General features: G+C 67.6%; 20 protein-coding genes. 17 read left to right on the forward strand and 3 right to left on the reverse strand.

Annotated features, from left to right (window positions below; translation table 11 throughout):
- Positions 1–21: 21 nt before the first annotated feature.
- The 11 genes from IP78_RS10495 to IP78_RS10545 all read left to right on the forward strand — a co-directional run bounded on the left by IP78_RS10495 (position 22) and on the right by IP78_RS10545 (position 11,114).
- Positions 22–1,263, forward strand: coding sequence for a putative DNA modification/repair radical SAM protein (locus IP78_RS10495; protein WP_054111631.1), 1,242 nt, complete (start codon positions 22–24; stop codon positions 1,261–1,263).
- A 1-nt stretch (position 1,264) separates the two neighbouring features.
- Positions 1,265–2,710 (forward strand): UdgX family uracil-DNA binding protein, encoded by a 1,446-nt coding sequence (locus IP78_RS10500; RefSeq protein ID WP_054111632.1) that lies wholly within the window; start codon positions 1,265–1,267, stop codon positions 2,708–2,710.
- A 106-nt stretch (positions 2,711–2,816) separates the two neighbouring features.
- On the forward strand, positions 2,817–3,935 hold the full coding sequence (locus tag IP78_RS10505; protein WP_054111633.1) for an ABC transporter permease: 1,119 nt from the start codon (positions 2,817–2,819) through the stop codon (positions 3,933–3,935).
- Positions 3,932–4,738: an ABC transporter ATP-binding protein gene (locus tag IP78_RS10510; protein WP_054111634.1), complete on the forward strand. Its 807-nt coding sequence runs from the start codon at positions 3,932–3,934 to the stop codon at positions 4,736–4,738. Before IP78_RS10505 ends, IP78_RS10510 begins: the two co-directional genes overlap by 4 nt.
- Positions 4,739–4,748: 10 nt before the next feature.
- Complete coding sequence (locus tag IP78_RS10515; RefSeq protein ID WP_054111635.1) at positions 4,749–5,687, forward strand: MlaD family protein; 939 nt, start codon at positions 4,749–4,751, stop codon at positions 5,685–5,687.
- Positions 5,684–6,292: an ABC-type transport auxiliary lipoprotein family protein gene (locus IP78_RS10520; RefSeq protein ID WP_231680986.1), complete on the forward strand. Its 609-nt coding sequence runs from the start codon at positions 5,684–5,686 to the stop codon at positions 6,290–6,292. The genes IP78_RS10515 and IP78_RS10520 overlap by 4 nt, the downstream gene beginning before the upstream one ends.
- An 81-nt stretch (positions 6,293–6,373) precedes the next feature.
- A complete protein-coding gene (gene radA, locus IP78_RS10525) occupies positions 6,374–7,738 on the forward strand; it encodes a DNA repair protein RadA (protein ID WP_054111636.1) in 1,365 nt (454 codons plus the stop codon).
- A 26-nt stretch (positions 7,739–7,764) separates the two neighbouring features.
- Entirely contained in the window at positions 7,765–8,361 is a 597-nt protein-coding gene (locus IP78_RS10530; RefSeq protein ID WP_054111637.1) for a CvpA family protein, read from the forward strand.
- Positions 8,362–8,389: 28 nt separating this feature from the next.
- Positions 8,390–9,904 carry an amidophosphoribosyltransferase gene (gene purF / locus IP78_RS10535; RefSeq protein ID WP_054111638.1) on the forward strand — a complete coding sequence of 505 codons (1,515 nt, stop codon included), beginning with the start codon at positions 8,390–8,392 and terminating at the stop codon, positions 9,902–9,904.
- A 61-nt stretch (positions 9,905–9,965) separates the two neighbouring features.
- The gene (locus tag IP78_RS10540; RefSeq protein WP_054111639.1) at positions 9,966–10,316 is read left to right on the forward strand and encodes a VOC family protein; all 351 of its coding nucleotides are present in this window, start codon (positions 9,966–9,968) and stop codon (positions 10,314–10,316) included.
- A 39-nt stretch (positions 10,317–10,355) separates the two neighbouring features.
- Positions 10,356–11,114, forward strand: a complete 759-nt coding sequence (locus tag IP78_RS10545) for an SDR family NAD(P)-dependent oxidoreductase (protein ID WP_054111640.1) — start codon at positions 10,356–10,358, stop codon at positions 11,112–11,114.
- Positions 11,115–11,117: 3 nt separating this feature from the next.
- Here the strand turns inward: IP78_RS10545 and dksA are convergent, their stop codons facing one another.
- Positions 11,118–11,552, reverse strand: a complete 435-nt coding sequence (gene dksA / locus IP78_RS10550) for an RNA polymerase-binding protein DksA (protein ID WP_054111641.1) — start codon at positions 11,550–11,552, stop codon at positions 11,118–11,120.
- Between the two features lie 179 nt (positions 11,553–11,731).
- A complete protein-coding gene (locus IP78_RS10555; protein ID WP_054111642.1) occupies positions 11,732–12,160 on the reverse strand; it encodes a flagellar assembly protein FliX in 429 nt (142 codons plus the stop codon).
- Between the two features lie 182 nt (positions 12,161–12,342).
- Between IP78_RS10555 and IP78_RS10560 the strand changes: the two genes are divergently transcribed.
- The 6 genes from IP78_RS10560 (at position 12,343) to uvrA (ending at position 19,394) form a co-directional block, all read left to right on the forward strand.
- Positions 12,343–13,449, forward strand: coding sequence for a flagellar basal body P-ring protein FlgI (locus tag IP78_RS10560; protein WP_054111643.1), 1,107 nt, complete (start codon positions 12,343–12,345; stop codon positions 13,447–13,449).
- Positions 13,449–13,766 carry a rod-binding protein gene (locus tag IP78_RS10565; protein ID WP_054111644.1) on the forward strand — a complete coding sequence of 106 codons (318 nt, stop codon included), beginning with the start codon at positions 13,449–13,451 and terminating at the stop codon, positions 13,764–13,766. Before IP78_RS10560 ends, IP78_RS10565 begins: the two co-directional genes overlap by 1 nt.
- Entirely contained in the window at positions 13,763–14,203 is a 441-nt protein-coding gene (locus IP78_RS10570) for a hypothetical protein (RefSeq protein ID WP_054111645.1), read from the forward strand. The genes IP78_RS10565 and IP78_RS10570 overlap by 4 nt, the downstream gene beginning before the upstream one ends.
- 67 nt (positions 14,204–14,270) lie before the next feature.
- Positions 14,271–15,860: an EAL domain-containing protein gene (locus IP78_RS10575; protein ID WP_231680987.1), complete on the forward strand. Its 1,590-nt coding sequence runs from the start codon at positions 14,271–14,273 to the stop codon at positions 15,858–15,860.
- Between the two features lie 50 nt (positions 15,861–15,910).
- Positions 15,911–16,348, forward strand: a complete 438-nt coding sequence (locus IP78_RS10580; protein ID WP_054111647.1) for a hypothetical protein — start codon at positions 15,911–15,913, stop codon at positions 16,346–16,348.
- Between the two features lie 112 nt (positions 16,349–16,460).
- Complete coding sequence (gene uvrA, locus IP78_RS10585) at positions 16,461–19,394, forward strand: excinuclease ABC subunit UvrA (protein WP_054111648.1); 2,934 nt, start codon at positions 16,461–16,463, stop codon at positions 19,392–19,394.
- A gap of 63 nt (positions 19,395–19,457) precedes the next feature.
- Here the strand turns inward: uvrA and IP78_RS10590 are convergent, their stop codons facing one another.
- Complete coding sequence (locus IP78_RS10590) at positions 19,458–20,351, reverse strand: hypothetical protein (protein ID WP_054111649.1); 894 nt, start codon at positions 20,349–20,351, stop codon at positions 19,458–19,460.
- Positions 20,352–20,360: the final 9 nt, after the last annotated feature.

Below are 20,360 nucleotides of genomic sequence, written 5' to 3' on the forward strand. Positions count from 1 at the left end.
ACGAGAACATAATGGCAACAAATGGCTCAGCTAGACCTCAGACGAAAACTCGCCGTGCTGGCGGATGCGGCGAAGTATGACGCCTCATGCGCCTCGTCGGGCACGTCCAAGCGTGACAGCCGGGGCGGCAAGGGGATCGGCTCGACCGAGGGCATGGGCATCTGTCACGCCTATACGCCCGACGGGCGTTGCGTCAGCCTGCTCAAGATCCTGCTGACCAACTTCTGCATCTACGACTGCGTCTACTGCATCAACCGCGTGTCCTCGAACGTGCAGCGGGCGCGGTTCACGGTCGACGAGGTCGTCGAGCTGACGCTGAACTTCTACAAGCGGAACTATATCGAGGGCCTGTTTCTGTCGTCGGGCATCATCCGGAACGGCGACTACACGATGGAGCAGCTGGTGCTCGTGGCCAAGAAGCTGCGGGAGGAGCATCACTTCCGGGGCTATATCCACCTCAAGCTGATCCCAGAGGCCGATCCGAAGCTGGTGGAGGAAGCGGGACTTTACGCCGACCGCCTGTCGGCCAACATCGAGCTGCCGCGCGACGAGGCGATGGGACGGCTGGCCCCGCAGAAGGACGTCGGCGTCATCAAGAAGGCCATGGCCGACGTGCGGCTGAAGGTGCAGGCGGCCAAGCCTGACAGGAAGGCCAAGACCCGGCCGCCGAAGTTCGCCCCGGCCGGCCAGTCGACCCAATTGATCGTTGGCGCGGACGGCGCGCCGGATACAGAGATCCTAGACCGGTCGGCGTCGCTGTATGGCGGGTACGGATTGCGGCGTGTCTACTACTCCGCCTTTAGCCCGATCCCGGACGCGAGTTCGGCCCTGCCAGTGACGAAGCCGCCGCTGATGCGCGAGCATCGGCTGTATCAAGCCGACTGGCTGATGCGGTTCTACGGCTTTTCGTCGCCGGAAATCGGAGAGGCGACGACGGGCGGGATGCTGGACCTGGCCATCGATCCCAAGCTGGCCTGGGCGCTCAATCGCCGCGAAGAGTTTCCGGTGGACGTCAACACCGCCCCGCGCGAGCGGCTGCTGCGCGTGCCGGGGCTGGGCGTGAAGTCGGTGGATCGCATGATCTCGGTCCGGCGCTACCGCACCCTCCGGCTCGAGGATGTGGCGCGCCTGTGCCGGGGCATCGACAAGGTGCGGCCGTTCATCACCGCGCTGGACTGGACGCCGGGCAGCCTGACCGACGCGGTCGATCTGCGCGCGCGCATCGCGCCGGAACCGCGACCGGAACAGCTGACGCTGTTGTGAGATGGCGACCGCCGTCCTGGACCACGAGACTGACTTCGACGGCTGGCGCGCGGCGGCGCGGCGATTCCGGCTGGCAGGGGTGGAGCCGGCGCAGGCGCGGTTCGTGGTGCGGGGTTCTGAAGCGTCGGGCGACCTGTTTTCGACCGAAGCCTTCGAAGAGACCGCACCCCGCCGGGAGACGGCGTTCACCGTCCCCAAGGCCTTCGTCGAGGTTGCCCAAGAGGTGATCCTCCATCGCTCGGCGGACCGCTTCGACCTGCTCTACCGCCTGCTGTGGCGGCTGCGGGACCAGCCGGACCTGATGAAGGTCGTGTCCGACCGCGATGTGGCCGACGCCCTGGAGCGCGCCAGGAACGTCAGCCGCGCCTCGCACAAGATGAAGGCCTTCGTCCGCTTCCGCCTGATTGGCGACGAGGACGGAGAACTCTACGTCGCCTGGTTCGAGCCGGCCCACCGGGTTCTGGAGAAGACGTCCGGCTTCTTCGTGCGGCGCTTCACGACCATGCGCTGGTCGATCCTGACGCCGGACGGGTCGTGCTTCTGGGACGGTGAGGCCCTGACGTTCGGACCGGGTGCCCGACTGGAGGACGCCCCGCAGGACGACGAGGTCGAGGAGTTCTGGAAGACCTACTACGCCTCCACCTTCAACCCGGCCCGGCTGAAGACCAGAACCATGCAGGGCGAAATGCCCAAGCGGTACTGGAAGAACCTGCCCGAGGCCCAGTTGATCCCGGAACTGGTGGCCGCCTCGCGCGCTCGCACCGAGACCATGATCCAGGCCACCCCGACGGAACCCAACGCACGTCTGTCCAAGGCGATCGCCAGGTCGGCGCGCGACGGATCGTTCGAGGAAGGCTTCGTCGCCTCGACCCTGGACGAACTTAAGCATGCCGTTCAGGCCTGCCGCCGCTGTCCGCTGTGGCGCGACGCGACACAGGGCGTCTGCGGAGAAGGTCCGAGGCAGGCCAAACTGATGATCGTGGGCGAGCAACCCGGCGATCAGGAGGATCTGGCCGGCAGGCCCTTCGTAGGACCGGCGGGGCAGGTGCTGGACGCGGCGCTGGCGGAAGCAGGCATCGACCGCGGCGACGTCTTCATCACCAACGCCGTCAAGCACTTCAAGCACGAGCCGCGCGGTAAGCGACGCCTGCACAAGACGCCGGTCGGAAGTGAGATCAGCGCCTGCCGCTGGTGGCTTGATCAGGAGCGTCGGCTGGTGAAGCCCGTTCTGACGCTGGCGCTGGGCGCGACGGCGTCGCTGGCCGTCCTCGGCCGTACGGTCGCCGTAACGCAAGAACGCGGCCAGCCCCTGACCCAACCGGACGGGTCGCTCGTCACGATCACGGTTCACCCGTCTTATTTGCTGCGCCTGCCGGACGAAGCGACGAAAGCGCGAGAGAGGGAGCGGTTCGTCGCCGACCTGAAGCGCGTCCGGGCCAGCCTCTGACCCGTAAGTCATCACCTGTTGCAGGTGAACGACGCGCCCGCTTTCATGCGAGACGAGCGCGACCTGCGGCGTTCGCGATTCGCATTCGCTCGGCTAAGGGTGGCTGATGAGAACGGCGGAATTCCAGATCGAGGAGGCGAGCGGCGGCGAAACCGTGCTGCGGCTATCCGGTGACTGGACCACCATGACCCTGGGCAAGGCCGCCGTCCGTCTGGGCGACGGGCTGGAGGGCCGCACCGTCGATCGGCTCGATGTCAGCGATCTCGGAAGATTCGACACTGCGGGTGCCCTTGCCCTGGTTCAGGCCTCGGGTTGCGCCATCCCGAAGGACGCATTCGCCGCCCGACCGGAAGCCGGGCGCATCTACGCCATGGTCGAGACCCTGGAGCGTCAGGCCGGCGCTCCTCCCCCGGCCAAGCAGTCCCTGACCCGCTTCTTCGCCAAGATCGGCCATGGCGTTCATGACGCGGCGGCCGAGTTCCTGCTGTCGATGGCTTTCCTCGGCCGGCTGATGGCCGCATCGGGCCATGCCTTGCGTCGGCCGGGCGAGATCCGCTGGCCGGCCTGGGTCAGCCAGGCAGACCGTGCGGGTCTGGACGCCCTGCCGATCATCGCCGTGACCAACTTCTTCATCGGAGCGGTGATCGCCTTCCTGGGTGCCAACCTCCTGACGCAGTTCGGGGCCGGCGTCTTCACAGTTCAGTTGGTGGCCGTGGCGGTGCTGCGCGAACTTGCGGTCTTGATCACCGCCATCCTGCTGGCGGGCCGCTCGGCCTCCTCTTTCGCCGCCGAAATCGGGTCGATGCGGATGAACCAGGAGGTCGACGCCATGCAGGTCATGGGCGTCAATCCATTTCAGGCACTGGTAATCCCGCGGCTGGCGGCGTTGCTCGTCATGATGCCGCTGCTGACCTTCGTTGGCATGCTGGCGGGGTTCCTGGGCGGCGCGCTGGTGACCTGGAGCCAACTGGACTACGGCCCGGCCTTTTTCATCCAGCGAGTCAGCGAGGACCCGCTGATGGGCCAGCACCTGATGGTCGGCATGATCAAAGCCCCGGTGTTCGCCATCGTCATCGCCGCCATCGGATGCCGCCAGGGCATGGCGGTCGCCGGCGATGTCGAAAGCCTGGGCCAGCGTGTCACCGCCGCCGTGGTTCAGGCCATCTTCGCCATCATCGCCCTGGACGCCGTCTTCGCCCTGATCTTCCTGGAGTTGGACCTGTGAGTACGCCGCGCGTCCCGGCGACCGCCGCGAATGACGTCGCTCTGGAAAACCTGATCGAGGTTCGCGGCCTGCTGAGCCAGTTTGGCGAACACGTCATCCACCGGGACCTGGATCTTGACGTCAAGCGCGGTGAGATTCTGGGCGTTGTCGGCGGCTCAGGCACCGGCAAGACCGTCTTGCTCAACTCGATCATCGGCCTGAAGGAGCCCGAAGGCGGGACGGTGCGCATCTTCGGTCATGACCGGGGCGACCTGACCGAAGCCCAGGCCGCCGACATTGAGCGCCGCACCGGCGTGTTGTTCCAGCAAGGTGCCCTGTTCAGTTCACTAACCGTGCTGGAGAACGTTTCCGCACCGATGGTCGAGCACACCAGGCTTCCGTCTGACACCATCCGCGAACTGGCGGAAATGAAGATCGCCATGGTCGGCCTGAAGCCCGAGAGCCACCACCAGAAGCCGGCCGAACTGTCCGGCGGGATGAAGAAGCGTGTCGGGCTGGCCCGCGCTCTGTCGCTGGATCCGGAACTGATCTTCCTCGACGAGCCGACGGCGGGTCTCGACCCCATCGGCGCGGCGGCGTTCGACGAGCTGATCCGTAAGCTGTCGGACGATCTGGGCCTGACCGTCTTCATGATCACCCACGACCTCGATAGCCTGTATGCCATCTGCGACAAGGTCGCGGTGCTGGCCGACAAGCGAGTGATCGAGAAGGCCACGGTGCAGGAGCTGGAGACATCCGACCACCCGTGGATCAAGGAATACTTCCTGGGGCCGCGCGGTCGCGCCGCCACCAAGGCCGCATAAGGGGAGCGCCGTGGAACGAGATGCACATTACGCCGCCGTCGGCATCGCCACCGTCGCCCTTCTGGCGGCGCTCGCGGTGTTCACCATCTGGCTGGCCCGGCTGCAGTTCAATGACGAGTACGACCTCTACGACATCGTCTTCTACGGCCCGGTTCGTGGCCTGTCGGAGGGCGGGGAGGTCCACTTCAACGGTATCCGCGTGGGCGAAGTGACTGATCTGAACCTCGATCCTGAACAGGGCGACCAGGTCATCGCGCGGGTGCGGCTGGACTCGACCACGCCGGTGCGCGTCACCAGCCGGGCCCAGCTGGAGCCGCAGGGCATCACCGGTCTGAACTACATCCAGATCACCGCGGGCACCGACAGTTCAGCGCTGCTGAAGAGCCAGTATGCTGAAAACGTTGTGCCGGTTATCCAGTCCCAGCCATCGCCGATCGCCGAGCTGCTGAGCGGCTCCGGGACGGTGCTGGCCCAGACGGTGGATGCGCTGAACCGCATCAACCGTGTGCTGTCGGACGATAACGTCCGCAGCTTCTCGACCAGCCTGAGAAACATCGAGGCCCTGACCACCGAGCTGGAAGCGCGCAAGGGCATGCTCGAGGATCTGGAGAAGGCGCTGGAGTCGGCCAACGCCGCCATCGCCGAGTATCAGGCCCTTGGGGCCGACGCGCGTCGGCTGATCAATGAGGATGGCGCGGAAGCCATCACCAACATCAACGCCGCGACCGCCGACGCCCGCGCTGCAATGGCCTCGATCAATCGCACCGCCAATGCGCTGGAGGGTCCGGTTGGCGAAGTTGCCACTACGGGCGTTCCTCAGCTTCTAGAGGCTATCCAGGGGCTCGAGGAGGCGACGCAGTCACTGCGCGGTCTGGTCGACGACGTCCGGGCCAGCCCCAGAGACTTCATCAGCCGCCCGGCGTCCCAGGAACTGGAGGTCCAGCCGTGATCCGTTCGCTCGTTCTCGCGGCAACAGCCCTCGGCCTCTCGGGTTGCGCCCTGCTGTCCAGCCCCGATCCGGTCCAGCTGTATCGCTTCGGCGAGAGTGGCGGCTCGACGGCCTCGGCGGTCACTGTCGCCAACCCGGTGCAGGTGCGCCTCAGGAACGTCGAGTTCCCCTCGGCTTCGCGTGGCGACCGCATTCTGGGCGTCACGGGACTGGAAGCCGCCTATATCGCACGAGCTCGGTGGGTCTCGCCGGCCCAGCAACTGATGTCCCAGAGCATCGAGAGCGCCTTTGGCGACCAGGCCCGCGCGGTGCGCCTGATCGGCCAGCGCGAACTGACGCCCGCCACCCGGGTGCTGGACATCGACGTCCGCACCTTCGAGGCGCGCTACGACTACGAAGGTGCCGTGCCCGTGGTGACGATCAGCGCCCGCGCCCGCCTTCTGCGCTTCCCCGATCGGACGGTCGTAGCCGAGGAGGTGATCTCGGTCAGCGAGTCCGCCGGCGAGAACCGCGTCTCCGCCATCGCCCAGGCCTTCGACCTTGCGTCGCGCGAGTTCAACACCCGCCTGGTCACCTGGACCGAGGCCAACGCCGGAGGAGCGTAACGTCGAAGCCTACGTCAATCCCGGACGTAGGGCTCCACACGCCCTCTGCCCTCGCCCGCGCGACTGCGCTAAGCCCACGTCATGGCTCGAGACGGCGCGATCTATGTCTGTCAGTCCTGCGGGGCAGTCCACGGCAAGTGGTCCGGCCAGTGCGGCGCATGCGGCCAGTGGAACACCATCGTCGAGGAGAGCCGGTCAGCCCCACCGGGTGCGCTGAAGCCTGCTGCTACGGCTCGCAGCCGGGGCCTAGCCTTCGAGTCGCTGCAATCAGAAACGCCGGAGCCACCACGGATCGTCACCGGCGTGACCGAGTTCGACCGCGTCTGCGGCGGCGGCGTGGTGCCGGGCTCGGCGATCCTGCTCAGCGGCGACCCCGGCGTGGGCAAGTCCACCCTGCTGCTCGACGTGGCCGGCCGCGCGGCGCTCGCGGGCAAGCGTGTCGCCTACATTTCCGGCGAGGAAGCGATCGAGCAGATCCGAAGCCGGGCCAAGCGTATGGGCCTGTCCTCCGCACCCGTTGAACTGGCTAGCGCTACGGCTCTGCGCGAAATCCTCGGCACACTGAAGCGCGAGACGTTCGACATCGTCATCATCGATTCCATCCAGACCCTGTGGTCCGACGCGCACGAGGCCGGGCCGGGCTCGGTCACCCAGGTCCGCGCCTGCGCCGGAGAACTGGTGCGGCTGGCCAAGGCCGGCGGCCCCGCGCTGGTGCTGGTCGGCCATGTCACCAAGGACGGCCAGGTCGCCGGCCCCCGCGTGGTCGAGCACATGGTCGACGCCGTCCTCAGCTTTGAGGGCGAGCGCGGCTACCCCTTTCGCATCCTGCGCGCCGGCAAGAACCGCTTCGGCGCCACCGACGAGATCGGCGTCTTCGAGATGGGTGACGCAGGGCTCTCGGAGGTCTCCAACCCCTCGGCCCTGTTCCTGGGCGAATCCAAGGAGCGCGCGCCCGGCTCGGCCGTCTTCGCCGGCATCGAGGGCAGCCGCCCTGTGCTGGTCGAGGTCCAGGCCCTGGTCGCGCCCTCCGCCTACGGCACGCCCCGCCGCGCCGTCATCGGCTGGGACACCGGGCGCCTCGCCATGGTTCTGGCGGTGCTGGAGGCCCGCTGCGGCGTCGGCTTCGGCAATCAGGACGTCTATCTGAACGTCGCCGGTGGCTTGCGCATCAACGAGCCCGCCGCCGACCTCGCCGCCGCCGCCGCGCTGATATCCTCCGTCACGGACACCCCCCTGCCCCAGGGCTGCATCGTCTTCGGCGAGATCAGCTTGTCCGGAGAGGTCCGCGCCGTCGGCCGCGCCGAGGCCCGCCTGCGCGAGGCGCAGAAGCTCGGCTTCGACCGCGCCCTGTCGCCGCCCCTGACCGTCAAGGGCGGCGGTGTTTCGGTCACACCCGTCAGCCGTCTGACCGAGGCCGTCGAACGAATCTCGCAGAACAGGTATTAGGGCGGCATGGCCTTAGCCGCTGACGCATGACCGGGTTCGACGCCTTCGCCTTGCTCGTGATCCTCGCCTCGGCCGCGGCCGGCTGGGTGCGCGGCGGCACGCGCGAGATCATCACCCTGCTCAGCTTCGTTCTGGCGGCCTTCATCGCCCTGGTCGCCCTGCCGCTGACCGCGCCGATCGGTAGAGCGATGATCGATCCCGACTGGGCTGGCTCCATCTTCGCGGCCATCGTGTCGTTCCTGCTGATCTACTTCGGCATCCGCCTCTTCGGCTCGGTCCTGTCCAAGAAGGCTCAGGCCCACCCTACACTGGGCGGCGTCGACCGGTTCCTCGGCATTCTGGTCGGCTCCGGTCGGGCCCTCGTGCTGCTGGGGGCCATCCATCTGGTCATCGTCGCCGCCTTGCCCGGCGAGCGCACGCCGCGCTGGCTGTCGGAAGCGGCCTTGCGGCCGATCAGCGCCGGGGCCGCCCGCGCCATCCAGATCATCCTCCCGGGCATCGGCCGGGGTGCCGACGCCATCAGCCCTGTGGTGGATTCGTCCGTTCGCAGAGGCTTTTCGGACGATCCCGCCTTGCCTGAACCGCAATCCGAGCCTACGTCGCCGCCTGCCGCCGCCCAATAGAGTTTCGCCTGTCATCGGAGCCCCCACGATGATCAGCCTTGACCACGCCATCGCCTCTCCCGTCGTGCACCGCGAGCACCATCGCGACGCCGACGACGACCGCCCGCGTCTGGAGTGCGGCGTCTGCGGCGTCTGGGGCGCGCCCAACGACGAAGCCTCCTCCATCGTCGCTCTGGGCCTGCATGCGCTTCAGCACCGGGGGCAGGAAGCCTGCGGCATCGCCTCGGTCAAGGCGGCCCGCTTCCACACCGAACGCCACATGGGCCATGTGGGCGAAGCCTTCGGCGGCTCGGACCTGCCGACCCGCATGCCCGGACCAGCAGCCGTGGGCCACACCCGCTATTCGACTGCCGGCGGGTCGTTCCTACGCAACATCCAGCCGATGTTCGCAGATCTGGACCAGGGCGGCATTGCCATCGCTCACAATGGCAACCTGACCAACTTCCACTTTCTGCGGAACCAGCTGGTCGGCGAGGGCTCGATCTTCCAGTCGACATCGGACAGCGAGGTCATCCTCCACCTGATCGCCCGCAGCCGGAAGGCCAAGATCGTCGATCGCTTCATCGACGCCCTTGCCCGTATTGAGGGCGGATACGCCCTCGTCGCCCAGACCCGCACCAAGATGATCGGCGCGCGCGATCCGCTCGGCATCCGGCCGCTCGTGCTGGGCCAGCTCGGCGACGCCTACATCTTCGCGTCCGAGACCTGCGCGCTCGACACCATTGGCGCCACCTTCGTGCGTGACGTCGAGCATGGTGAGGTCGTGGTGATCGACCATGAGGGCGTCCGCTCGCTCAAGCCCTTCCCAGCCCGCGCCGCCCGCCCCTGCCTGTTCGAATACGTCTACTTCTCGCGTCCCGACAGCGTCGTGAACGGCAAGTCCGTCTATGGGGTGCGCAAACGCATGGGCCAGGGCCTGGCCCAGGAACACGCGGTCGACGCCGACGTCGTGGTGCCGGTGCCCGACTCCGGCGTACCCGCCGCGCTGGGTTATGCGCAGGAGAGCGGGATCCCCTATGAGATGGGCATCATCCGCAGCCATTACCTGGGGCGCACCTTCATCCAGCCCAGCCAGGGTGCCCGCCAGAAGGGCGTGGCCATGAAGCACAGCCCCAATCGCTCGGTCATCGAAGGCAAGCGCGTCGTGCTGATCGACGACTCCATCGTACGCGGCACCACCTCGGTGAAACTGGTCCGCGCCGTTCGCGCGACGGGGGCCAAGGAAGTCCATCTCCGCTCGGCCAGCCCGCCGATCCTCTGGCCCGACTTCTATGGCATCGACATGCCCGAGCGCGAGCAACTAATCGCTGCCAACAAGTCCATGGAGGAGATGCGCGAGTATCTCGAGGTCGACAGCCTCGGCTTCCTCTCGGTGGAGGGCCTATATCGCGCGATGGGCGAGGAGCGCCGCGATCCCGCCAGCCCTCAGTTCACCGATCACTACTTCACCGGCGATTACCCCACCCGCCTGCTCGACCGCGAGATCGAGGAAGGCGGCCGCGACCTGACCAGCAAGCAACTATCCCTGCTGGTCAGCGCTTAAGGCCGCGAGCCCGAGAAGTGGTCGCCGGTTTTCGGGCAAGCTCGCGGCCCACAGGAACCTGATGCAGACCCAACTCGGCTACTTCAGCCTCGAAACCCTCGACGTCGCCAAGGCAAAGGCCTTCTATGGTGCGCTGTTCCGCTGGACCTTCGACGCCGAGGCCTCCACGGCGACCTACGCCCACGTCGCCGGCTCCAGCCCCGCCTTCGGTTTCACCAAGGTCGAGCGAACCCACGGCCACGCCAACCTCTATTTCCAGGTCAACGACATCGACGCCGCCTGCGCTCGGGTGACCGAACTCGGCGGTCGCAGCGCCGTGCCGTCCGACAGCCCGTCGGGCCGCTCCGCCACCGTCCAGGATGACCAGGGCCTGGCGTTCAGCCTGTGGCAGCCCGCGCCGAGTTACGTCTGACCGCATGGCGAAGCGGATCAGCACGCGCTATCAGGCGGAATGACCGACGACGCCCTCCCCCTCGACGACCGCATCGCGCTTGTGACCGGTGCCTCGCGCGGTATCGGGTACCAGAGTGCGCTGGCGCTGGCGCTGGCCGGTGCACACGTCGTCGCTACGGGCCGCACGCAAGGCGCTCTGGAGGAACTGGACGACGCCGTCTATGCCGCCACCGGCCGGCACGCGACGCTGGTGCCCTTTGATCTGGTCGACGGCGGCAGCATCGACCGGCTGGGCGGCGCGATCTTCGGCCGCTTCGGCAAGCTCGACATCTGGGTCCACGCGGCCGCGACCCTGGGCGCACAGGGCCTGACCCCTGTCAGCCACATCGACCCACGCGGCTTTGCCAAGATCGAAAAGACCAACTTCACGGCCACCTATCGCCTGATCCGCTCGCTTGAGCCTCTGCTGCGCCAGTCCGACGCCGCCCGCGTCATCCACCTGACCACCAGCCTCGCGCGCGAGCCCAAGGCCTTCTGGGGCCTTTATGCCGCGACCAAGGCGGGGGCCGAGGCCATGATGCTGTCCTGGGCCGACGAGATCGAGACCACCAACATCCGCATCTCAGTCCTGGACCCAGGGCGGATGCGCACCCAGATGCGCGCCCAGGCCTTCCCGGGCGAAGACCCCGAAACCCTGACCCATCCGTCCGAGATCGGCCCGCTGATCGTCGAGCTGGCGCGCGGCGACCGCACGCCGCCGCAGCGCGTCTCGTTCAAGGAATGGAAGGCCGCGCTGCCGCCGGAAGCGCTTATCTGACGATCAGTCGTCGCGGTGGACACGCTCGCGGCGTTCATGCCGCTCCTGGGCCTCGACCGACAGGGTCGCGGTCGGGCGGGCCTCCAGACGGCCCAGGCCAATCGGCTCACCGGTGTCCTCACAGTAACCGTACGATCCGTCCTCGATGCGGCGAAGCGCGTCGTCGATCTTGGAGATCAGCTTGCGCTGCCGGTCGCGCGTGCGCAGCTCAAGCGCTCGATCCGATTCGGATGAGGCCCGGTCCACCAGGTCCGGATGGTTCTCGGTCTCAGCCTTCAGATTGACGACAGTGCCTTTGGACTCACGAAGGATCTCGTCCTTCCACGCCAGCAGCTTGGACTTGAAGTAGGCCAGCTGCCGTTCGTTCATGAACGGCTCGTCCTCGGTGGGCCGATAACCGGCCGGTTCGTCCGATGGGACCGAAGCTAAAGCGGTCATCGCACTCACACTCAGAACAACGCCCCCCGTGGCGTTGTTCGGCGTATAGGCAGGTCCGAGATTCCCGGCAACACGGTTCTCGATTCCGTGATCGCGGCGATGCCTGGGTTGCGCGATCACCGTGACATTTCTTCATCACCCGGTTCGTCGATCCGGGATAATTCCGGGAATACTGGCGCTTATGCTGCGCTGCGGCGAACCTCGGCCTTGGCCAGCTCGACAGCGGCGCGCAGGTCGATCTGATCCAGCAGGCCGGTCAGGGCCGGATCGGGATCTTCCGGGCGTTCCTCCCGCAGCGACCGCGACAGCCGCTCCAGCGACGCCTCCCCGCTCTCCCCAGCCAGAAGCGCCAGCTTGAGCTCATCCAGCCGGTCCAGTAGGCCGCCGCCGCGGCGCACCGCCCGCCGACGCCGCTCGGTCGCGCTCTCGACGCCCTGGAGCGCCATCAGGGCGGAGACGTTGGACACGCCTGACGCCGTGGCCGCAGACTGAGCCGGAGCTGTTGATCCGGTGCCCGTCCCTTGGGAGACGGCGAACCCGCCCGTCGCCGCTCGCGCCGGGCGGCCGGGGGCCGTCGGGCCGGGACCATAGGGGCCGGTGATCTTCATCGCGGAGCGCTCCGAGCCATGACCTCACCTTCGGCGAGCGACCGTCACCGTTTGGTTAACGCCCCGGCAGGATTTGCCCACACGCGAAGGCGCGCATATCTCAAGGCATTGTCCTTGCTCCACATTTCATCCGGCATGCCTTCTGCATCGCGCCTTGCGAACGCGTTGTCGAAAGACCGTCCATGCAGAAGTTGCTCACCGTCCTCTTTGCCCCGCTCGCCGCATCGCTGGCGCTCGCTGGCCCGGTGATGGCCCAGTCGCGCATCAAGGACATCGCCTCGATCGAGGGCGTACGCTCCAACCAGCTGGTTGGCTACGGCCTTGTCGTTGGCCTGAACGGTACGGGGGACAGCCTTCGCAACTGTCCCTTCACCCGCCAGTCGCTGGAAGGCATGACCGAGCGCCTGGGCGTCAACATCCGCGGCGCCAACGCCAATTCCAAGAACCTGGCCGCCATCATGGTGACGGCCGAGTTGCCACCCTTCGCCACGCCGGGTGCCCGCATCGATGTCTCGGTCTCCAGCCTTTGCGACGCCCGAAGCCTGCTTGGCGGCACCCTCCTGGTCACCAGCCTGCAGGGCGCGGACGGCGAGGTGTATGCGGTGGCGCAAGGCTCGATCCAGACGGGTTCAGTATCGGGTTCGGGCGCATCCGGCTCCTCGGTCACGCGCGGCGTCCCGACCGCCGGGCGCATCGCCTCGGGAGCCACGGTCGAGCGCGAGACGGGTTTCAACCTCGACAGCATGCCCGAGGTCCGGTTGACCCTGCGCAATCCGGACTTCACCACGGCCCAGCGCATCGCCGCCGCCATCAACGCGACCTACCCCTCGACGGCCTTGGCGGAGAACGGCTCCGTGGTAGCCCTGCGCCCGCCCCCCGCGCTCGGAATGGCCGCCTTCATCAGCCGGGTGGAGAACATGCCCGTCGCCGTCGACACCCCCGCCCGCGTCATCATCGACGAGGTCAACGGCGTCATCGTGATGGGCGAAAACGTACGCATCTCCACCGTCGCCATCGCCCAGGGCAACCTGACCATCTCGGTCCAGGAGAGCCCCCAGGTCAGCCAGCCCGCCCCCTTCAGCCAGGGCCAGACTGCCGTGGTTCCCCAGTCCGACGTGACGGTGGAAGAGGAACTCGGCCGCGAGATCCGTCTGGTGAACGGCTCGACCTCGCTGTCCACCTTGGTGGAGGGTCTGAATGCGCTGGGCGTCTCGCCCCGCGACATGATCTCCATTCTCCAGGCCATCAAGGCGGCAGGTGCGCTGCAGGCCGACATCGAGGTGATCTGATGAGCGACCTCGCCGTCTCCCCCGCCCTGCTCCAGGCCACTCCGGCAGCGCCGAACGGCGCCGACGCCCGTCGCATGCGCGAGACTGCCGAGCAGTTCGAGGCTTCCTTCCTGTCCCAGATGCTCAAGCCCATGTTCGAGGGCCTCGACACCAACGGCCTGTTCGGCGGCGGCGAGGCCGAGGCGACCTGGCGCAGCTTTCTGATCGACGCCATGGCCCAGCAGACAGTACGTGCCGGCGGCATCGGCCTGGCCGATACCGTCATGGCCGAGATGATCCGCATGCAGTCTGAACAGACCGCCGGAGCCACCGCATGACCGCCGACCCGACCACCGCGACCGCCTATCTGCGACGCCTGACGGATCTGACCGACCGCCTGACCGCCCGGCTGGAAAAGGAAACCGACGCCTTCGCCTCGCGCCGCCCCCAGGAGGTCGCCGCCGGTCTCGCCGAGACCCAGGAACTGGCCAACGCCTACCGCCGCGAGACCGCCCAGGTGAAGGCTAACCCCGGCCTCATCGCCTGTGCCCCCGCGACCGAGCGCACCGCCCTGATCCGCGCCACCGAGGCCTTCGAGGCCGCGCTGGCCATCCACGCCCGGACGGTCGAAGCCGCCCGCAGCGTCTCCGAGGGCCTGGTTCGCGCCATCGCCCAGGAGGTCGCAAGCGCCCGCGCGCTCGGCACTGGCTATGGTGCCACCGGCCAGGCCCATTCCGGCGACAGCCGCGCGGTCACGCTCAACCGCACTGCCTGACAGCCTGCGTTAACCGCGCCTCTGCGGTGAAGTTTAAGGGTTCGATGGCAAGGTTCAGCCCATGCCAATGCGTACCCGTCTGCTCGGCCTCGCCTTCGCCTCGGCCGACCTCCTGATCGAACTGAACGCCCAGGGCGGCGTCGTCTTCGCCCTCGGCTCGGGTCCGCACGCGGATCTTCCAAGCGAGCGACTGATCGGCCTGAGCCTGCCGGGCATCTTGACCGATGCATCTGCCGAGGCCCTGCGCGCCGCCCTCGCCGATCTTTCGCCCGGCCGCCGGACCACGCCCCTCGAGATTCACCTTGTTTGCGGCGAGCACCGCGTACGCCGGGCGACCGCGCGCCTGTTCCAGTTGCCGGACCTCGCGCCGAACATCTCTTGCGCCATCCAGTACGAGGGCGCGCCCTATCGCGTTTCGAACGTCGACTCGTCGCCGGTTCTGACACCGGTGGCCCTGCTGGAACGCGCGCGTCAGGTCCTGACCGACCCCGCTGACGCCCGGCCCCTTGCCGTCGCCTTCGTGGACGTGGAGGGTCTGGAAGCTGCGGCCGCGTCCGGCGAGGCCGGAGAGCGCTTGGTCGCCCGCGTCGAGGCCGCCATCCAGTCCGCGTCACTGGACGGGGCCAGCGCCGGCCGGCTTGGCGCCGAACGTTTCGCCATGCTGAAAGACCGCGTCGATCAGACCGACCTCGTCGGCGAGGTCCGCGAACTGGGCCGCAGTGAGGGCATAGAGCTGTCGCCCCGCGCGTCGGAGGCCGCCATCGAGCACGGGGGCGAGCCATTGAACGCTCTCCGCGCCCTGCGCTTCGCCGTCGAGGGCTGCCTCGCCGACGGCGGCCTGGAAAAGCCCGAGATGAGCTTTCAGGCCTCGCTTACCCGCACACTGCGAGAAGCCGACGCCTTCCGCGCCGTCGTCCGCACCCGCGACTTCGAGCTCCATTATCAGCCGATCGTCACCCTGAGCACTGGCGCGGTTCACCACTTCGAGGCGCTCGCCCGCTTCAAGGCGACCTCTGGCCCCGCCAACACCATCCGCATGGCCGAGGAACTGGCCCTCATCGACGGCTTCGACCTGGCCGTGGCGGAGAAGGCCCTGGGCCGCCTGCGCCGCCCCGGCGCGGGCCTGATGAAGTTCGCCGTGAACGTCTCGGGCGCCTCTCTCGCCGACGATCGTTACGTCGAGGCCCTGTTGCGCATGACCGCCTCGCGCCCCGAGGACCGCAAGCGCCTGATGGTCGAGGTGACCGAGTCCGCCGCGCTGGCCGAGCTCGACGCCGCCAACCGCCGCATCAGCGCGCTTCGCGCCGCCGGGATCAAGGTCTGCATAGACGACTTCGGCGCCGGCGCGGCCTCCTACGACTATCTGCGCGCGCTGTCGGTGGACGCGGTCAAGATCGACGGCCGCTTCGTCCAGAACCTGGACGACAATCCCCGCAGTCAGACGATGATCGCCCACCTCGTCGGTATGTGCGCCGACCTCAAGGTCGAGACCATCGCCGAGATGATCGAGACCCAGACCGTCGCCGACATCCTGCTGAACCTCGGCGTCGACCACGGTCAGGGCTGGTTGTTCGGCAAGGCCGAGGCCGAACCGCGCACCACCCTACCCTCCGCCGAGCCCACGCGGCGCCTTGGCGAGGTTGTCGGCTGGGCCTGACGGGCAGCCCATTTCGTGACAGGCTGCGCACGCAGGGCCGGAGTCATCCCATGATCCGCAACATCAGCGTTCCGCTTGTCGTCCTCAGCGCGCTGTCGGCCTGCGCCACAGGCCCCGACGCACCCGCCGGGCTGCGCGACTACTCGGCGATCGCGACCCTGCCGCCCTCACCGCGCGCCCGACTCTACGCCGACTGCGTCGCGGCCTCCGTAGCCGCCGGGACCTATGCCCACGCCCAGAACCACGACACCGACATGGTCGTCTTCACCTGCGATGGTCGCCCCGCCCGCGCCTTCTACGAGGGTCTGGCAGAGCGCAGCGCCGCTGTAGGCTCCCAGTTCGTCCACGACGGGCGCACCTGGCGCTCTACCAATCGCGTCGAGCGTGACCTGTTCGGCGTCGACGTCTGCTCCACCGACGGCACGGCCGATTTCCGTTGCTCCATCAGCCTGAACGCGGGCCCGTTCCTGCGAGAGTCCGCAGACTGACAGCAGCGTCTCAATGTTCCCACATTGTTCTTGCTGAATCGCCGGTCTTGATCCCCATATAGCGTTGTCGCGCCGGGCCCCTCGCCCGGCTCTCCCGCGTTCTCCGGACAGCATGACCGAAAAGCACAACTTCATCCGCGTGCGCGGCGCGCGCGAGCACAATCTCAAGGGCGTCGACGTCGATATCCCGCGCGAGAAGCTGGTGGTCATGACCGGCCTGTCCGGCTCGGGCAAATCCTCGCTCGCCTTCGACACCATCTACGCCGAGGGCCAGCGCCGCTATGTCGAGAGCCTGTCGGCCTACGCCCGCCAGTTCCTGGAGCTGATGGGCAAGCCCGATGTGGACCTGATCGAGGGCCTGTCGCCGGCCATCTCCATCGAGCAGAAGACCACGTCCAAGAACCCCCGCTCGACCGTCGGCACGGTCACCGAGATCCACGACTACATGCGTCTGCTCTGGGCGCGCGTCGGCGTGCCCTATTCGCCCGCCACCGGCCTGCCGATCGAGAGCCAAACCATCAGCCAGATGGTCGACAAGCTGTCGGCGCTTCCCGACGGCGAACGCATCCTGCTGCTGGCCCCCGTCGTCCGGGGCCGAAAGGGCGAGTACAGGAAGGAGATCGCGGAGTGGCAGCGGCTGGGCTTCCAGCGGCTCAAGATCGACGGCCAGTTCTACGCCATCGAGGACACGCCGGCGCTCGACAAGAAGTTCAAGCACGACATCGACATCGTGGTGGACCGCCTCGTCACCAAGGCGGGGCTAGAGAGCCGCTACGCCGACAGCCTCCAGACCGCCCTGAACCTGGCCGACGGCATCGCCACCGCGGAGTGGGCCTCCACTCCCGAGGGCGAGGAGCCCCGCCGCATCGTCTTCTCCGAGAAGTTCGCCTGCCCGGTCTCCGGCTTCACGATAAGCGAGATCGAGCCCCGGCTGTTCTCCTTCAACAACCCGTTCGGCGCCTGCCCGGTCTGCGACGGCCTGGGCGTCAAGCTGGCCTTCGACGCCGACCTGGTCATCCCCGACCGCGACAAGACCCTGCACAAGGGCGCCGTCGCCCCCTGGTCGCGCGGCCCCTCGCCCCTCTACACCCAGACGCTGCAGGCGCTGGCGCTCCACTACGGCTTCTCGATGGACAAGCCCTGGCGCGACCTGCCGGAGAAGGCCCATCAGGTCATCCTGCACGGCACGGGCTCGGAAAAGATCAAGTTCGTCTATGACGACAACGCCCGGAAGTACGAGGTCTCCAAGCCCTTCGAGGGCGTCATTCCCAACCTCGACCGCCGCTGGCGCGAAACCGACAGCGCCTGGGTGCGCGAGGAGCTGGGCCGCTTCCAGTCCGAGACCCCGTGCGAGGCTTGCGGCGGCAAGCGCCTGAAGCCCGAAGCCCTAGCTGTAAAGGTCGGCGGCGAGGACATCGCCGACATCTCCAACCTGTCGATCTCCAAGGCCTACCTCTGGTTCTCGACGCTGGAGGACAGCCTCACTGAAAAGCAGATGGAGATCGCCCGGCGCATCCTGAAGGAGATCACCGACCGCCTGCGCTTCCTCAACAACGTCGGCCTGGACTATCTCAATCTGTCGCGGAGCTCCGGCACCCTGTCGGGCGGCGAGAGCCAGCGCATCCGCCTGGCGTCGCAGATCGGCTCGGGCCTGACCGGCGTCCTCTATGTGCTGGACGAGCCCTCCATCGGCCTGCACCAGCGCGACAACACCCGCCTGCTGGAATCCCTGTCGGGCCTGCGCGACCTCGGCAACACCGTTCTGGTGGTGGAGCACGACGAGGAAGCCATCCTGACGGCCGACTACGTCATCGACATGGGCCCCGCCGCCGGCGTCCACGGCGGCGAGATCTGCGCCGAAGGCACGCCCCAGCAGGTCATGGCCAACCCCCGCTCCCTGACCGGCAAATACCTGACCGGAGAGCGCGAGATCGAGCTCCCGCCCGAGGGCCGCCGCCCGGTCAACCGCAAGAAGATGCTCAAGGTCTCGGGCGCCACCGGCAACAACCTGAAGAACGTCACGGGCGAAATCCCCGTCGGCCTGTTCACCTGCATCACCGGGGTGTCCGGCGGCGGCAAGTCGACCTTCACGATCGAGACCCTGTACAAGGCCGCCGCGCGCCGTCTGAACAATGCCTCCGACGCCCCGGCCCATTTCGACCGCATCGAGGGGCTGGAGCATTTCGACAAGGTCATCGACATCGACCAGTCGCCCATCGGCCGCACGCCGCGCTCGAACCCCGCCACCTACACCGGCGCGTTCGGCCCCATCCGCGACTGGTACGCGGGCCTGCCGGAATCCAAGGCGCGCGGCTACGGCCCCGGCCGCTTCAGCTTCAATGTCAAGGGCGGCCGCTGCGAGGCCTGCCAGGGCGACGGCGTCATCAAGATCGAGATGCACTTCCTGCCCGACGTCTACGTCACCTGCGACGTCTGCAAGGGCAAGCGCTACAACCGCGAGACGCTGGAGATCGTCTTCAAGGGCAAGTCGATCTCCGACGTGCTGGACATGACGGTGGAGGAGGCCGCGCGCTTCTTCTCGGCCGTGCCCTCCATCCGCGACAAGATGAAGACGCTGGAGCGCGTCGGCCTGGGCTACGTCCAGGTCGGCCAGTCGGCCACCACCCTGTCGGGCGGCGAGGCCCAGCGGGTCAAGCTGTCCAAGGAGCTGTCCAAGCGGGCGACCGGCAAGACGCTCTACATCCTGGACGAACCCACCACCGGCCTGCACTTCGAGGACACGAGGAAGCTGCTGGAAGTGCTCCAGGAGCTGGTCGAGAGCGGCAACACCATCGTCGTCATCGAGCACAACCTCGACGTCATCAAGGTCGCCGACTACCTGCTCGACTTCGGCCCCGAAGGCGGCGAAGGCGGCGGCGAGATCGTCGCCGTGGGCACGCCCGAAGAGGTGGCGCAGAACAAGAACAGCTGGACCGGCAAGTACCTCAAGGAGGTGCTGGACCGCCACGAGGCGCGCCGTCGGGCGCGTGTGGCGGCCTTGCCGGAGGCCAAGCCGAAAGCGGCGCGGAAGAAGGTCAGCGCCTGATCCTCACCCCACGGCCGTCATCCTCTCCGACGTCATCCGAGGATGACGGAGGGGTGCGAGGACTCACCCCTCCTGCGGCAACCCCTTGATGTCCCGATAGGCCGCCGAGAACGGCGCATACAGCACCGCCAGCTGCAGCGCCGACACCACCGCATTCACCACGCCCCAGGCCAGCAGCCCCGGCCCCGCGGCCTGGACGATCTGCGCCGTCGACATCCCGTCCATCGTCGCCAGCTGCTCCAGCCCGCCGCCCGTCATCATCATGATCGGCAAGGAGATGATCGTCCCCAGCAGGCTGACCAGGATCGACATGATGAAGGCGATGATCGCCATGCCCAGGATCGGGAGGACCTTGCCCTTGGTCACGGCGAACGAGGCGAACGGCGCGATCCGCTTCTCCGCCACCGTGATCGGCACGGCCAGGCTCAGACGGATCGCCAGCCAGCACAGCAGGACCAGCGCGCCGAGCCCCAGGAGCACCCCGGTCAGGACGCCCGCCCCCTGATCGCCCTGCGCCACTACGCCGGCCGCAAAGGCCACCACCATGAAGACCACGAAGGAGCCCACTCCCATGACGATGCCGAGGATGATGTTCACCGCCATCACCCGCAGCTCGTCGCCGCCCAGCCGCAGGTATCCGAACGCCTTCTGCGACGGGAACAGTACGCCCCGCGCGACGCCTGCGCTCAGCACCGCGCCTACGATCAGCCCCATAGGCACAGCGAAACCGAGCAGGGTCGCATAGCTCATGCCCAGTGCCTGCAGATCGGCGATATCGGGGTCGCCGCCCTGCATGGTCTCGGCCTGGGCGATGATCGTGGCCAGCTGCCCGCCCACCAGGGCGAAGAAGGCGACGAAGAAGATCACATAGGCCAGACCCCAGAACAGGATCGCCAGCGGGTTCCGCCGCACGATGCGAAAGCCCTCGAACGCGGCCTCGGTGGCTGAAAAGCTCATGGCGAATCC

The organism is Brevundimonas sp. AAP58 (assembly GCF_001295975.1).
In the GTDB taxonomy this organism is placed as follows: domain Bacteria; phylum Pseudomonadota; class Alphaproteobacteria; order Caulobacterales; family Caulobacteraceae; genus Brevundimonas.

Coding starts and splice junctions, on each gene's coding strand:
- IP78_RS10590 (WP_054111649.1), bottom strand. CDS start 20,351: ATGAGCTTTTCAGCCACCGAGGCCGCGTTCGAGGGCTTTCGCATCGTG.
- radA (WP_054111636.1), top strand. CDS start 6,374: ATGGCTCGAGACGGCGCGATCTATGTCTGTCAGTCCTGCGGGGCAGTC.
- IP78_RS10560 (WP_054111643.1), top strand. CDS start 12,343: ATGCAGAAGTTGCTCACCGTCCTCTTTGCCCCGCTCGCCGCATCGCTG.
- IP78_RS10580 (WP_054111647.1), top strand. CDS start 15,911: ATGATCCGCAACATCAGCGTTCCGCTTGTCGTCCTCAGCGCGCTGTCG.
- IP78_RS10545 (WP_054111640.1), top strand. CDS start 10,356: ATGACCGACGACGCCCTCCCCCTCGACGACCGCATCGCGCTTGTGACC.
- IP78_RS10575 (WP_231680987.1), top strand. CDS start 14,271: ATGCGTACCCGTCTGCTCGGCCTCGCCTTCGCCTCGGCCGACCTCCTG.
- dksA (WP_054111641.1), bottom strand. CDS start 11,552: ATGACCGCTTTAGCTTCGGTCCCATCGGACGAACCGGCCGGTTATCGG.
- IP78_RS10505 (WP_054111633.1), top strand. CDS start 2,817: ATGAGAACGGCGGAATTCCAGATCGAGGAGGCGAGCGGCGGCGAAACC.
- IP78_RS10530 (WP_054111637.1), top strand. CDS start 7,765: ATGACCGGGTTCGACGCCTTCGCCTTGCTCGTGATCCTCGCCTCGGCC.
- purF (WP_054111638.1), top strand. CDS start 8,390: ATGATCAGCCTTGACCACGCCATCGCCTCTCCCGTCGTGCACCGCGAG.
- IP78_RS10565 (WP_054111644.1), top strand. CDS start 13,449: ATGAGCGACCTCGCCGTCTCCCCCGCCCTGCTCCAGGCCACTCCGGCA.
- IP78_RS10540 (WP_054111639.1), top strand. CDS start 9,966: ATGCAGACCCAACTCGGCTACTTCAGCCTCGAAACCCTCGACGTCGCC.
- IP78_RS10570 (WP_054111645.1), top strand. CDS start 13,763: ATGACCGCCGACCCGACCACCGCGACCGCCTATCTGCGACGCCTGACG.
- IP78_RS10495 (WP_054111631.1), top strand. CDS start 22: ATGGCTCAGCTAGACCTCAGACGAAAACTCGCCGTGCTGGCGGATGCG.
- IP78_RS10500 (WP_054111632.1), top strand. CDS start 1,265: ATGGCGACCGCCGTCCTGGACCACGAGACTGACTTCGACGGCTGGCGC.
- IP78_RS10555 (WP_054111642.1), bottom strand. CDS start 12,160: ATGAAGATCACCGGCCCCTATGGTCCCGGCCCGACGGCCCCCGGCCGC.
- uvrA (WP_054111648.1), top strand. CDS start 16,461: ATGACCGAAAAGCACAACTTCATCCGCGTGCGCGGCGCGCGCGAGCAC.